At 38.4% G+C, this 14,330-nt stretch carries 12 protein-coding genes; 10 read left to right on the top strand and 2 right to left on the bottom strand.

Going from position 1 to position 14,330, the window contains the following annotated elements; all coding sequences use genetic code 11:
* On the bottom strand, positions 1 to 4,731 hold a 4,731-nt coding region (locus tag VLB74_RS07070; RefSeq protein WP_325202758.1), incomplete at its 3' end, for a beta strand repeat-containing protein.
* A 78-nt stretch (positions 4,732 to 4,809) separates the two neighbouring features.
* Positions 4,810 to 5,214, bottom strand: a complete 405-nt coding sequence (locus VLB74_RS07065; RefSeq protein WP_325202757.1) for a hypothetical protein — start codon at positions 5,212 to 5,214, stop codon at positions 4,810 to 4,812.
* 466 nt (positions 5,215 to 5,680) lie between these two features.
* On the opposite strand from VLB74_RS07065, the gene folE reads away from it, so the two are divergent.
* The 10 genes from folE to VLB74_RS07015 all read left to right on the top strand — a co-directional run bounded on the left by folE (position 5,681) and on the right by VLB74_RS07015 (position 14,180).
* Positions 5,681 to 6,352, top strand: coding sequence for a GTP cyclohydrolase I FolE (gene folE, locus VLB74_RS07060; RefSeq protein ID WP_325202756.1), 672 nt, complete (start codon positions 5,681 to 5,683; stop codon positions 6,350 to 6,352).
* Positions 6,353 to 6,383: 31 nt separating this feature from the next.
* A complete protein-coding gene (gene cysS / locus VLB74_RS07055) occupies positions 6,384 to 7,865 on the top strand; it encodes a cysteine--tRNA ligase (RefSeq protein WP_325202755.1) in 1,482 nt (493 codons plus the stop codon).
* Positions 7,866 to 7,931: 66 nt separating this feature from the next.
* Positions 7,932 to 8,156, top strand: a complete 225-nt coding sequence (gene yidD / locus VLB74_RS07050; protein WP_325202759.1) for a membrane protein insertion efficiency factor YidD — start codon at positions 7,932 to 7,934, stop codon at positions 8,154 to 8,156.
* 99 nt (positions 8,157 to 8,255) lie between these two features.
* On the top strand, positions 8,256 to 9,182 hold the full coding sequence (gene lgt, locus VLB74_RS07045) for a prolipoprotein diacylglyceryl transferase (RefSeq protein ID WP_325202754.1): 927 nt from the start codon (positions 8,256 to 8,258) through the stop codon (positions 9,180 to 9,182).
* 63 nt (positions 9,183 to 9,245) lie between these two features.
* Positions 9,246 to 9,635: a hypothetical protein gene (locus VLB74_RS07040; protein ID WP_325202753.1), complete on the top strand. Its 390-nt coding sequence runs from the start codon at positions 9,246 to 9,248 to the stop codon at positions 9,633 to 9,635.
* A 183-nt stretch (positions 9,636 to 9,818) separates the two neighbouring features.
* Positions 9,819 to 10,619, top strand: coding sequence for an SDR family NAD(P)-dependent oxidoreductase (locus tag VLB74_RS07035; RefSeq protein WP_325202752.1), 801 nt, complete (start codon positions 9,819 to 9,821; stop codon positions 10,617 to 10,619).
* A gap of 885 nt (positions 10,620 to 11,504) precedes the next feature.
* Positions 11,505 to 11,999 (top strand): hypothetical protein, encoded by a 495-nt coding sequence (locus VLB74_RS07030; protein ID WP_325202751.1) that lies wholly within the window; start codon positions 11,505 to 11,507, stop codon positions 11,997 to 11,999.
* A gap of 172 nt (positions 12,000 to 12,171) precedes the next feature.
* Positions 12,172 to 13,635, top strand: a complete 1,464-nt coding sequence (locus VLB74_RS07025) for an FAD-binding oxidoreductase (protein WP_325202750.1) — start codon at positions 12,172 to 12,174, stop codon at positions 13,633 to 13,635.
* A gap of 36 nt (positions 13,636 to 13,671) precedes the next feature.
* Entirely contained in the window at positions 13,672 to 13,812 is a 141-nt protein-coding gene (locus VLB74_RS07020; protein WP_325202749.1) for a hypothetical protein, read from the top strand.
* A 20-nt stretch (positions 13,813 to 13,832) separates the two neighbouring features.
* On the top strand, positions 13,833 to 14,180 hold the full coding sequence (locus VLB74_RS07015; RefSeq protein WP_325202748.1) for a hypothetical protein: 348 nt from the start codon (positions 13,833 to 13,835) through the stop codon (positions 14,178 to 14,180).
* The last annotated feature ends 150 nt before the right edge of the window (positions 14,181 to 14,330 follow it).

Raw genomic sequence — 14,330 nt, 5'->3', positions numbered from 1 at the left:
GATAGCCGTTATTCCTATATTCTGACATACCGTTTGAGTGGTAGTCGCCGCCGCTGAACTAAGAACAATCGACGGTAGTGGTGTTACCGTGATAGTTCCCGTAGCTGTAGCTGCCGGCGCACATCCGCCCGTGGTGGTTACCGTATAGTTGAACGTGCCTGATGCCGTTGGTGTACCGCTGATGGTAAACACCCCTGCTGCATAACTGCCAGTTACCCCTGTTGGAAGACCTGATACCGTAGCGCCAGTGGCATTGGTAACAGTATAAGTGATAGTCGTGATTCCTATATTCTGACATACCGTTTGAGTAGTAGTCGCCGCCGCTGAACTAAGAACAATTGTCGGAAGTGGTGTTACCGTGATGGTGCCCGTAGCTGTAGCTGCCGGCGTACATCCTCCTGTAGTGGTCACCGTATAGTTAAACGTGCCTGATACCGTTGGTGTACCACTGATGGTAAACACCCCTGCTGCATAATTACCAGTTACCCCTGTTGGAAGACCTGATACCGTAGCGCCAGTGGCGTTGGTAACAGTATAAGTGATAGTCGTGATTCCTATATTCTGACATACCGTTTGCGTAGTAGTCGCCGCCGCTGAACTAAGAACAATCGCCGGCAGTGGTGTGATAGTAATATTAAAAGTACTACTACCTACAGGTCCACATGCTGTTGCAGGATAGGAATAGGTTACTGTATAAGTTCCTGCTAAACTGGCTGAAAGTGTAATTTCCCCAGTATTTCCGTTAATGGTTAATCCTGCCGTAGATGAATAAGTCCCTCCCGTTGTAAATCCGGCAACTCCTGTAGGAATTGGATTCGTATCGTTGATACACACAGGTGACGTATAACTAAAACCCGTTACTGGTGTCATTGAAGGATTCACATTAATAGTGCCTGAAGCCGTAGCTGCCGGTGTACATCCTCCCGTGGTGGTTACCGTATAGTTGAACGTGCCCGATGCCGTTGGTGCACCACTGATGGTAAACACCCCTGCTGCATAACTGCCCGTTACCCCTGTTGGAAGACCTGATACCGTAGCGCCAGTGGCATTGGTAACTGTATAAGTGATAGCTGTAATTCCAACATTCTGACATACCGTTTGAGTAGTAGTCGCCGCCGCTGAACTAAGGGCAATTATCGGAAGTGGTGTTACCGTGATAGTTCCCGTAGCCGTAGCTGCCGGCGCACATCCTCCCGTGGTGGTTACCGTATAGTTGAACGTGCCCGATGCCGTTGGTGTACCGCTGATGGTAAACACCCCTGCAGCATAACTGCCAGTTACCCCTGTTGGAAGACCTGATACCGTAGCGCCAGTGGCATTGCTAACTGTATAAGTGATAGCTGTAATTCCTATGTTCTGACATACCGTTTGAGTGGTAGTCGCCGCCGCTGAACTAAGAACAATCGCAGGTAGTGGTGTTACCGTGATGGTGCCTGTAGCTGTAGCTGCCGGTGCACATCCTCCCGTGGTGGTTACCGTATAGTTGAACGTGCCTGATGCCGTTGGTGTACCGCTGATGGTAAACACCCCTGCTGCATAATTGCCCGTTACCCCTGTTGGAAGACCTGATACCGTAGCTCCTGTAGCTCCTCCTCCAACAGCATAAGTAATAGTAGCGATTGCAACATTTTGACATATTGTTTGACCAGTTGTTGCAACTGCAGAAGTCAAAGTTAAAGTTGGTGAAACTGTTACAGTTATAGTGCCAGTAGCCGTAGCTGCTGGTGTACATCCGCCCGTGGTAGTTACCGTATAGTTGAACGTGCCTGATACCGTTGGTGTACCGCTGATGGTAAACACCCCTGCTGCATAACTGCCAGTTACCCCTGTTGGAAGACCTGATACCGTAGCGCCAGTAGCATTGGTAACAGTATAAGTGATAGCTGTAATTCCTATATTCTGACATACCGTTTGAGTAGTAGTCGCCGCCGCTGAACTAAGAACAATCGCCGGCAGTGGTGTTACCGTGATTGTGCCCGTAGCCGTAGCTGCCGGCGTACATCCTCCTGTAGTGGTCACCGTATAGTTGAACGTGCCCGATGCCGTTGGTGTACCACTGATGGTAAACACCCCTGCTGCATAACTGCCAGTTACCCCTGTTGGAAGACCTGACACCGTGGCGCCAGTGGCATTGCTAACATTATAAGTAATAGCAGTAATTCCAACATTCTGACATACCGTTTGGGTTGTAGTCGCTGCTGCTGAACTGAGAGCAATCGCAGGTAGTGGTGTTACCGTAACCGTATTAGAAACAGCGATAGTAGCTGAACAACCTGGTGGTGTAAATGTATATTGAACTCCATCAATCCAAACCACACCTCCTGTTCTTGTTACTGTAATCGTATTTGTAGCAACGCCCGTCACTAAAGTTATTCGCTGCAAAACATCGTCTGGAGCTGCACTGAAAGCCGTACTGGCACTTCCATCTGAAACAGTAACAACTCCAGTATTAGTATCTCTGGCAATACTTACAGTTATTGAAGTACCCGCAGGGACTGTATGTTGAAGTGTTATTGTTAAAACTGAATTGGTAGCATCTACAAATGCACAGTTAGTAGCAGAAGCTGCGGCCCCAAGTGCTGAAATGGCTCCAGCTGCATTAGGACCACCGTTCCCTCCAGACACTGACAACCCATTTCCTGTTACCGGAATTCCTGCAGAAGTTATAGACGTAGCGTTAAGAGTAGTATTAGCGGTAACACTTGGGACGGTAATTATTGAAGTTCCTGCCCCGCTCAACGTAGTTGATATTGATGCACCCCCATTAATATTATAAGCCACAGTAGCATTGTTCGGGCCAGTTAAATTAAATACTGCGTTATTGCCAGAACAAATCGGAGACGTAGAAGTTACCGTTAAAGTTGGATTTGCTACTATTGTAACCGATGTTGTCACATTAATAACCGGACAACCACCTCCTGGTGCAAAATTATAAGTAACAGTATATGTTCCCGGTGTACTCGCCCCTGTATTAATTGCTCCTGTGGTTGCATTAATTGATAGACCAGCCGGCAAAGCACTGTAAGTCCCCCCAACATAAGAGCCAATTCCCGTAAGAGTTACCGCTTGCGAACCTGCTACATTACAGAATGGACTTCCGGTATAACCTATCACAGCTGAAGGACATGGACAGGTTGCATTTACAGTTACACTTCTTCTGTATTGACATCCGTATTCATCTGTAACTGTAAAGGAATACACATAAGACCCTGCAGTTGTGAATGGACCAATTGTAACGTTATTCGTTAATTGGTTTCCTACACACGGACCAGGTGCCGGACATGAAGGGCCTGGATTATTCACCACTGTACTTGTAGTCGTTTGAGCCGGAACCGCAGGTCCCGAACCACTTGTAGACCATGTTGCCGTAGTTAAATCTGGCGTAGCACTCTGTAAAGTCCCAAAACAAGCCGGAGGAAATACCAAAGACCATCCACTGATAAATCCATCATCTAGAGCTGCCTGATCGTATATACGAAGTGTCCATGTTCCATTCATTGCCGCTCCATTTAAAGCTGCAAAACTATTGGTGGATGTATAAGTTTGAGGTATATAATAATTACCGGCTTCACATGCTCCTGCATAACCTCCACAATTTGCCGATGTAGCCGTTGTAACACCTGCTGCTGTCCAAGCAACCCCTCCGGAATTAACTACCGAATAATTTGCAGGACATCCAGGCACTAAATTATCAGCTGCATTAGCACAGGTTCCAAACAAAGTCCAACCTCCATGTCTATCAAAAACCCGAACGCTTTGTCCGCTAGGTGCAATTAAATCTATTTGTAAATCTCCTGAAAAAGAATGCTCAAGACTAAAATTTAAAGTAGGATAACAGCCCGCAGTAATTGTCGCACCTGCAGGAAACATCCCTGAAAAGTTTAATGTTGATGTATAACTAGCACCAGATCCATCGGGCAACGTTACGGGTGACCCTGAAATCGATGGAGGCAATTCTGTTACTGTTTGAGAAACAGCTGATCCATTAAGTGTAATTGAGCTTCCGCAACTGACGGGAACAGGACCTGTAGTTGTACCCGTAAAACTTGGTTCTGGTTGAATTTGTATTTTCCTCGAGACAAAATTTGTACTTGTACATCCGTTACTATTTCTCACCACTACAGATGCTATATATACTCCAGGAGTCGTAGGGTAAGTATGTGAAGTAGTAGGCGTAGCAGTAACGCTTGTTGTTCCATCACCCCAATCCCAAGTAAACTGATTATTGGTATAGCCTCCGTTAGTAGAATTTGAAGCATCAAATGCCACTGTAGTTGAACCTGGGCTTAATGACGACGTCGGACAAATATTAACCGCACTAGTGTTAACTAAATTTGCTACCGGAGTTGTAGCGACTGAACATGGTACTACACAAGAAATGGCAGCCGTCCAACCTGCCAAAGTAACACTTGAGTCTGAAGTAAATCTAAATGTCAAACAGCCGTCAGGGCTTGAAGATGTAACCGTAAAAGGAACAGCTGGAGCTCCTGCAAAGGTATCGAAAGCCGGTCCTGCTATGGTACTTCCCTGCCACATTTCCAAATAATCATACACCGTTGTACCGATGATTTCAGTATTAAACTGTGTAAAAACAAGTTGCACTTTGGTTCCAGGCGTTGATGGACAGATTGTAATTGTACTGGATTGACTATTCGCATAATTTCCGGTACCTCCCCCGTCTCTGAAATTTCCGGAACAAGTACTAATAGTACCATTCGCTCCATTGGTCATATTGTAATTTTGTCCTATTGCGAGAGAACATATCAATAAAAAAAGTAAGCTTAAAAAATAGTTTTTTCTCATAGTTTCTTACTTTATAGCAGTTAGCATATTTTTTAATTTCTGATCATAAGCATATATATACCAAAGCTCAGTTTCTGTATAAATCCCTTTAACTTTTGAAGACAGTGCATTTATAAAACTCTTTCCTGTCATATAGTATGTATAGTATTCCGGATTCTCATTCTTTTGATTTTCTAATTCTTCATTGGAAAGCTCCTTCAAAAATTTCAAATCAGATTGCAAGTACGATACGTTTTCAGCACTTTTATTCAACTTAAACGACAAATCATAAATTTTTGCTTTTGGATGTAAACGACTTCCCGGCGGAAGATTCAGATTTGTCTCATCGGTTACCCGCGTAGTATTTTGTGAAAAACCTACACTGCCAAAAAACAAAAAAAACAAGGTTAGTACCAGATAAACATACTTCATACAACTAATTATTAAACGTTAAAAAAGAATTATTAAAAAAAGCTGACCATATTAGAACAGAATGACACCTTTCATATTTAAACATCATAAAGGCCTATTTTTCGAATTGCAGATTAAATTGTAACCAGATCAACAAAAAAAGTTTAGAATTACGGTTTTTTGTCATATTTTTTTAAATATTAAAATTATGTTAATTAACAAATATGCAAAACTTTACAAAAAACACAAAAAAATCTTTATTTTTTTTTACCATAACAAAAACAAAACACATGTAAAGCCCCTAAACACAAGGATTATAACAAAATAATAGTTATTAACAATATAACAAAAAAGTTAAATTTTATTAAATTTTAATCACTTTTACACTACTTTTAATCGGTTAAACATTTCATTTCACCGAGAAGAGATAGTATAATTTATATTAATTATCTTTGCTACAATTATTTCATAAATCAAAACCATTATAATGATTCATAACGACGATTTGAATGATCAATTAGGAGATGACCATATCGGCACAAGTGCACAAACTCCGTTACGTTCTGATGCTTTCGATAAAACTGATGAAGAAAAAATAAATGCTATCAGAAAAGATGTCGAAAACATCCTTACCACGCTTGGGTTAGACCTTACAGACGACAGTTTAAAAGGAACTCCCAACCGAGTTGCAAAAATGTTTGTTAAAGAAATTTTCGGTGGTTTACATCCTCATAAAAAACCAGGATCTTCAACTTTCGAAAACAAGTACAAATACGGTGAAATGCTGGTAGAAAAAAACATCACCGTTTATTCCACTTGCGAACACCATTTACTTCCTATTGTCGGACGCGCTCACGTAGCTTACATTTCCAACGGAACAGTCGTAGGCTTGTCCAAAATGAACCGAATCGTGGATTATTTTGCCAAAAGACCACAGGTACAGGAACGATTAACCATTCAGGTTGTTCAGGAATTACAGAAAGTATTAAATACCGATGATGTCGCGTGTGTAATCGATGCCAAACACCTTTGCGTAAACTCAAGAGGTATCCGTGATATCGAAAGCAGTACTGTAACGGCAGAATTCGGCGGAAAATTTAAAGACGAAAAAGTACGTCGCGAGTTTCTGGATTACATCAAACTGGACACCACATTTTAATTATTGAAATCATAATCAATTGCAAACTTATATGCACTTATATCAAAATCAATCGTTAAAGATTTACAATTCCCTTTCTGGAGAAAAAGAACTTTTTATCCCTGTCCATGAAGGCCATGTGGGGATGTATGTTTGCGGACCAACCGTATACAGCAATGTTCATTTGGGAAATTGCAGAACTTTCATGTCTTTTGATATGATTTACAGATACATCAAACATCTGCAATACAAGGTGCGTTATATTAGAAATATTACTGATGCCGGCCACTTAACGGACGACGGAAATGTAGAAAACGATCGTTTTGTAAAACAATCACGCCTTGAAAAACTTGAGCCGATGGAAGTAGTGCAAAAATACACGGTCGATTTTCACAAGGTTTTGGAATTGCTCAACCTTTTACCGCCCAACATCGAACCTACAGCGACAGGTCATATTTTGGAACAAATCGAAATTACCCAGAAGTTAATTGAAACAGGCTTTGCATACATAAGCAACGGCTCGGTGTATTTTGACGTGCTGGAATACAATAAAAGAGGTTTAAATTACGGCGAATTAAGTAACCGAAACATTGACGAACTCCTTGCCAACACAAGAGATCTTGACGGTCAGGATGAAAAAAAGAACCCTGCAGATTTTGCACTGTGGAAACAAGCCTCCCCTGCACACATCATGCGATGGTCTTCCCCTTGGGGAGATGGATTCCCTGGATGGCACTTGGAATGTACGGCCATGAGCACAAAATATCTGGGTCAGCGCTTTGATATACATGGCGGCGGAATGGATTTAAAATTCCCTCACCACGAATGTGAAATCGCACAGGGAAAAGCATGTAACGGAACTTCACCGGTAAATTACTGGATGCACGCTAACATGTTGACCATGAACAGCCAGCGTATGAGTAAATCGACAGGTAATTATATTCTTCCAATGGAATTGTTCAATGGAGAAAATAGCTTCTTCGAAAAGGCTTTCTCGCCAAGTGTAGTACGTTTTTGCTTTTTACAGGCACACTACCGAAGCGTTTTAGATATTTCCAATGAAGGAATGCTGGCTTCCGAAAAAGGCTTTAACCGATTAATGGAAGCTATTGACAGTTTAAAAGATATTCAGGACAGCGCAACTTCAACTTTAGATATCGCTTCATGGAAAACGGCTTGTTACGATGCCATGAATGATGATTTTAACAGCCCAATCCTGATTGCACAGTTGTTTGAAGCCGTTCGTTATATCAATCTGATGAAAGAAGGAAAAGAAAGCCTGAACGCATCGGATCTTGAAACATTCAGAAAAACAGTTAACGCCTTTGTTTTTGATGTATTGGGACTTCAGAATCAAAATGAAATCAGCGCCAATAACGACAAGCTGGAAGGTGTTGTCAACATGCTGATTGGTATGCGAAATGAAGCCAGAGCCAATAAAAACTGGGGACTATCGGACGAAATCAGAGACAAGTTGCTTGAATTAGGCATTCAGCTAAAAGACGGAAAAGAGGGAACAACTTTCAGTTTATAATTCCCAATCAAAATAAAAAAACACTAAATGATGAAGCCTGTTACTTCATCATTTTTATTAAGAACAATGTTTAAAAAGATAATCATCTTCCCTTTTGTGTTGCTGGTAAGGTTTTACCAAGTGGCAATTTCACCCTATACTCCGGGTGTATGTCGCTATACCCCTACCTGCTCGCAATATACAGTTGAAGCCCTTAAGAAACACGGACTTTTAAAAGGCGGATGGCTAGCCATAAAACGCATTGGCAGCTGTAATCCCTGGGGTGGCAGTGGCTATGATCCTGTACCTTAAAACAGAGAGTAATCCCGATAGATTTTAGGATTAAAATTAACCTTTTCTTTTTGCCAATTATAATTATATTTACCAACCTTAAAAGAATATACGCACAATATGACACACGCATTACATATGATCTGGAATCCTTCCGAAGGAATTGATTTAGGTTTTTTCATGATTCGTTATTACAGTTTAATGTTCATCATCGCCTTTGGACTGGGCTGGTACATTATGAAACACATTTATGAGAGAGAAGGTTTGTCACTCGAAAAACTGGATTCTCTATTCATTTATACCGTATTTGCGACATTGATCGGAGCCCGTTTGGGTCACGTTTTCTTTTATGACTGGGACTATTTCAAAAACCATCCGGAGGAAATTTTATTGCCTTTTCGATTCCATCCTCAATTTGAATTTACAGGTTTTGCAGGATTGGCTAGTCACGGAGCTGCAATTGCCATCATTTTGACGATGTATTTCTATAGCAAAAAAATCATAAAAAAACCAATTCTCTGGATTTTAGACCGAGTTGTTATTCCTGTCACCAGCGGTGGTATTTTTGTGCGTTTGGGGAATTTCTTCAATTCGGAAATCGTTGGAAACCAAACCGATTCATCGCTTGGAATCCGTTTCATCAGAGACCAGTACACTCCTAGGGAGGCGATGCAAAGCACTGGTATGCAAACTCCCAATGAAGCCTATAAAGCTATTGAAACCAATCCTCAATTTACTGAATTACTGAACCATGTGGTTGCAAAGCACCCGGCGCAATTGTATGAAGCTTTCGGTTACGTTTTTGTTTTCGCCATATTATTCTATATGTATTGGAAAACCGATGCAAGAGAGAAACAAGGTTATATTTTTGGAGTGTTCCTTGTATTGCTTTGGACCGTTCGTTTTATTGTGGAGTTTGTAAAAGAAAGTCAGGGTGGTTTTGAGAATGCATTAGGCACTTTCTCTACCGGGCAATGGTTGAGTATCCCTTTTATACTTGTAGGCTTTTATTTGATTTACAGAGCGAAATTTCTGAAACAGAATTAATTTAGGGTTCTGGTTATTTATGAGTTAGCAGCGATTGTATAAAACACAACGTGTAAAAACAAAATGAATAAAAAAACAATAATTAGTTTAAAACTTCTATTCATACTTATCTTTTCATGTATTGGTTGGAGTACTCTGCAAAATAATCCTTTTGTATTTCAAAGAGATAATCAAAAAGTAGTTTTAGAAATTGAAAATGGAAAGGAATATTTAATTGGGGATATTAAAGCAAAACTTAAACTAAAAACTGAAAATATAAATCCTCAAAAGCTTAGTTTATCGGCTCCGGGATTAAGATTATTATTAGGAGCAAATGATAATAACAACGAAAGTCTTTGGGAGATATTACCAAAAAAACAGAATATAAAAAATGACACTCTAATATTATCTGTTGTTGGTCGTGACCTAAAGGATTCAATTTGGGTTCATAAGTTTAAAATTTTGGTTAAATAAACAACCTCTGCTAACAGCGGTTTTGTGAAATTGGGATTTAAGTGTTTAACAGAACAATCTTTTCGTATATTTAGCTTTAGTCCCAATGGAATGGTTCGGGAACAAAATCACAACCAAATTAAAGACTGCAGGACCTTGCACGCCAACTTGAAAAGCAATTTTACTAACTAAAAATGCTAAAAAATGACAAATTCACAAGAAAACGTAGTATGGATAACTGGTGCTTCATCTGGCATTGGCAAATCTATGGCTTATGAATGGGCAAGATTAGGACATAAAGTAGTCCTCTCCTCCAGACGTAAAGAACTATTGGATAAAGTGGCAGACGGTATTAAACACTCCGGCGGGGAAGCATTGGTAATACCGTGTGATATAATGGAAGAAACCGCTATTGAAAATGCAGTGCAACAAATCATTTCAGCCTGGGGCCGTTTAGATGTAGTTATAGCTAATGCCGGATTTGGTGTTTTTGGAAATATGGAAAAGCTAACAGCCAAAGATTGGAACAGGCAATTACAAGGCAATGTTACCGGTTTAGCCATAACGGTTAAATATGCCCTGCCTCATTTAAAGAAAACCAACGGAAGGATAGGTTTAGTGGGTAGTGTAGGCGCATATCTTCCTAGTCCTAACCTAGGCGCATACGGTGCTTCAAAAGCTGCCGTATACTCAATTGGCCAGACTTTGCAGGTGGAATTAATGGGTACTGGTGTGACATGTACTACATTGCATCCCGGATTTGTCGCTTCGGAAATTACAAGAATTGATAATAATGGAATTTGGCATCCTGAACTTCCGGATCCACGTCCGGTAAATTTAATTTGGCCTACAGATAAAGCCGCAAAGGTAATGGTAAAGGCTGTTTTAAAACGAAAGAGAAATTATGTTTTCACGACACACGGTAAAATATTTGTATGGTTACAACGATGGTTTCCCGGATTGATGAGATATATAATTTCAAAAAGCCCAAAACCGGATTCCTGATAAAGCAAAACCAAACGCCTATCAACGGTTTTAAGAAATTGGGTTTGTGTGTTTAATGGAGTGGCTTGCGAATAAAAACCCCTAACTTTCTGAAGCTTACTGGCATTTGAATATATTTTTGAGTTGTACACGATTTTTAACCGAACTGAAAGAACCCCATGGAGTTATATGATAAAGCGTTAAGAATAATAGATGTAAATTTAGTTTATTGCTTATTTCCCTTAACACTAACAATTATTCTAATTGAATTAATTTTTAGACATAGGTTTAAAACAAAAAAAATATTGAATTTAATTCGATGGTTTATTATTTCTTATACAAGTGTAACTTTAATTCACCATTTAATCGGAATTTTAACAGTCCCTGATAAATTCGAATTTCTTAATAGAGCAACTGGTCCATACAAACTTATCTTTTGGTTAATGTTTATCTCTGCAAGTATACTTCCATTTTCATTATTCTATAAAAAAATGGCCGAAAGATCTCTCTACATACTACTTCTTACAGTGTTGATGAAAATAGGTGTGTATTTTGAGATCTATGTCATAATTGCAACGAATTATCATTCAGATTTTATACCTTTTAGCAAAATTGATAGTTCATCCCAAGTAACCGCAATAGAGATATTTTTCCTTCAAGGTTTTATTATTGGAGTTATTTTGATTGGACTTTTCGAACTTCTTGAACGAAAGAAAAACTGTGTACAACAGCGGTTTTAAGAAATTAGGATTTGAGTCTTTAATGGAACAAACTGATTCAAAATTCTTTACTCTGTTTCAGCTTTTTCTCTCTAAACTTTTCGGTATATTTGTAAACATCAGTAACAAAAAATCCTCACCTAACTCAAAGTTGGCGGGACGTTGCGTGTAATTAAAAAAAACGATAATGAAACTAAATTTACTTTTAACAATTCTATTTTTTCTACCAAGTGTTGTCTTTAGTCAAGATATAACAATCTCAACTGTAAAAACCAATTCGGGCGATATTAAAATTCCCGGAAAATGGACACAATTAAACACAATGGACGATTCTGGTCAAACTTATTTAAAAAATGACGAGGGAATAATAATTGCCATTGCACAAAATCCAAAAAAGGCTTATCCATTCTTCAAGAGTAATAAATCAGATTTTGAAAACGTAAAAGAATTTTATAAATGGGATTCCGATTATAGAAAGGAAAACAATTTTAAAACAGAAAAACTTAAAGAGAATTCAAAATCCGAGTATGTTATTTGGAAATACAATGACCAAAAACTAGACAATGTATTTTTGTTTGGTTCGTCCAAAAGTTCTTTCCTAAACTTTCTTGTTTATACTAACCTTTGGAGTGAAGATCAAAAAATAGAATTTCTTGAAAAGTTGCACGAACTAAATAAATAGAATACCTACACACAACATCTATTTTGAGCAAATGGGTTTTGGATAAAACCGGAACTCTTTTTTGATATTTGGCTTCAATCCTAATGGAAAGCTTCGAAGACAAAAATCCCCAACTCCCCAAAACAGGCGGGACATTGTATGCTATTTTAGGACGGAGCAACAAGAATAACGTATGAAGAAAAAACACCTTTGGTTAATCGGACTTTTGACAGCGATAATATTTCTGTCTGTTCCGACTTTTCATATCCTAAAAACAAAATGGAGTGAAAATGACAAGACACAGAAAATCCCAAACGGCTATACAAACGATGCAAGCCAACTGAACTTAACGAAAATTGACACTATAATTCAAGTTCCAAACGACAAAAAAGAAATTGAAAGCCAACTCAAAGACATCTTGAAATACGCAAAAGAAAACAACTTGAAAATTTCTATTGCAGGCGCAAGACACAGTATGGGCGGACACACTATTTATCCAAACGGTATTGTTTTGAATATGCTTCCATACAAGCAAATGGAACTTGACACAACAAACAACATTTTAACAGTTGGTTCGGGTGCTTTGTGGGAAGACGCTTTAAAATATTTGGACAAGTATGGAAAATCAATTGCGATAATGCAGGCCTTCAGTTCGTTCTCAATTGGTGGCTCAATTAGCGTAAACGGACACGGTTGGCAAAAAGACTTGCCGCCAATTTCTGCAAGCGTAATCTCTTTTACGTTACTGACACAAAACGGAGAAATCATAAATTGCAGCAGACAAGAAAATCAAGAACTTTTTAATTTGGTAATTGGTGGTTATGGTTTGTTTGGTGTTATTTTAGATGTGAAACTTAAAGTTGTAGAAAACATTGCTCTGCAATACAAATACATTAAACTTAGTCCAGACAATTACATCAGTTATTACAAAAAATATGTATCAGACAATCCAAACGTGAATCTTGTATTTGGCAGACTACGTATTTCAGACAAACATTTTTTAGAAGAAGCAACACTAAATTTCTTTGAAAAAGTTAATGCCCCAATTCCAGTTTTACAAAACGAAAAAAGCACTGAAACACAAAGATTAGTTTTTAGAGGAAGCGTAAACAATGAATACGGAAAACGACTTCGTTGGGATTTAGAAACGGGAATGAATAAAGTTTCTAAAAAGGAGATTTATTCAAGAAACGAACTTTTAAACGATCACGTTTCACTAATAGAAAACAAAGACACTTCTTCAACTGACTTGCTTCAAGAATACTTTATTCCTGACAGGAATTTTAATCAGTTTATTAACGACATAAAACCAATTCTGAAAAATTCTAAAATTGACTTACTAAACATTACTATTCGGGGCGTTCATCAAGACAGCGACAGTTACTTGAATTACGCTCGAGAAAATGTTTTTGGCTTTGTATTATTGTTCAATCAAAAGAAGACAGACGAACAGGAAGCAGAAATGAAAATTTTGACAAATCAACTTGTAGATGTTGCATTGAAAAATGAAGGAACATTTTACTTGCCATATCGCTTACACATAGGCAAAGACAAAATGAGAAAATCATATCCAAACGCAAACAATTTTTTTCAACTAAAACTGAAATATGACCCAAACGAAATATTTAACAACAAGTTTTACGAACACTATAAATAAAAACTGCCCATAACAACGTTTTTAAGAAATTGGAGCATGAGTATTTACCGAAAGGGCCTTTTCATATATTCGACTTCAGCCCAAATGGAATGGTTTGAGAATACCCCTACTCCTTATAGCCATCAGGATTTCGAATATATTTATGAATTCGCTGTGATTGTTCCCAAAATGACTTAAAAAAAAATTAATATAATATCATGGAATCAAAAAAAAGAAAAACAATTATTATCGGAATAGGACTTTGTGTTTTTGCTGCGATATTTATCAATTACTTTATCAAATCTCGAGAAGAAAATAATAACACAATTAGTTTTATAGTTACTAACATAAAAACTTTTGAAAGTGGTTCAGTTGGATTGTATAGTGGTAATGAAAGAATAAAAATTTATAATTATAGATTATCAAAATATCATGATATTAAAATTGGAGATTCTATTTATAGAGGTAAACATGAAAAATATTTATTGATATACAGAAAAGATAATAATGGTAAATATCAATTAATATCGAAAGAAAAACCGACAGGTTTGTTCAGCGAATCATAGAATTAAATATATTGAGAAAATACAACCACAGCTAACAGCGGTTTTGTGAAATTGGGTTATCGGCAAAATTTAAAGGTAATTTTATATCTTCGACTTCAGTCTTAACGGAATGGTTTGGGAACAAAAATCCCCGCCTGACACAAAGCCGGC

It is taken from the genome of Flavobacterium sp. (genome assembly GCF_035456225.1).
In the GTDB taxonomy this organism is placed as follows: Bacteria; Bacteroidota; Bacteroidia; order Flavobacteriales; family Flavobacteriaceae; genus Flavobacterium.
The sequence above is the reverse complement of the archived record's forward strand: the minus strand, read 5'-3'. Positions and strand labels throughout refer to the sequence as shown.

Coding starts and splice junctions, on each gene's coding strand:
- VLB74_RS07065 (WP_325202757.1), bottom strand. CDS start 5,214: ATGAAGTATGTTTATCTGGTACTAACCTTGTTTTTTTTGTTTTTTGGC.
- folE (WP_325202756.1), top strand. CDS start 5,681: ATGATTCATAACGACGATTTGAATGATCAATTAGGAGATGACCATATC.
- cysS (WP_325202755.1), top strand. CDS start 6,384: ATGCACTTATATCAAAATCAATCGTTAAAGATTTACAATTCCCTTTCT.
- yidD (WP_325202759.1), top strand. CDS start 7,932: ATGTTTAAAAAGATAATCATCTTCCCTTTTGTGTTGCTGGTAAGGTTT.
- lgt (WP_325202754.1), top strand. CDS start 8,256: ATGACACACGCATTACATATGATCTGGAATCCTTCCGAAGGAATTGAT.
- VLB74_RS07040 (WP_325202753.1), top strand. CDS start 9,246: ATGAATAAAAAAACAATAATTAGTTTAAAACTTCTATTCATACTTATC.
- VLB74_RS07035 (WP_325202752.1), top strand. CDS start 9,819: ATGACAAATTCACAAGAAAACGTAGTATGGATAACTGGTGCTTCATCT.
- VLB74_RS07030 (WP_325202751.1), top strand. CDS start 11,505: ATGAAACTAAATTTACTTTTAACAATTCTATTTTTTCTACCAAGTGTT.
- VLB74_RS07025 (WP_325202750.1), top strand. CDS start 12,172: ATGAAGAAAAAACACCTTTGGTTAATCGGACTTTTGACAGCGATAATA.
- VLB74_RS07020 (WP_325202749.1), top strand. CDS start 13,672: ATGAGTATTTACCGAAAGGGCCTTTTCATATATTCGACTTCAGCCCAA.
- VLB74_RS07015 (WP_325202748.1), top strand. CDS start 13,833: ATGGAATCAAAAAAAAGAAAAACAATTATTATCGGAATAGGACTTTGT.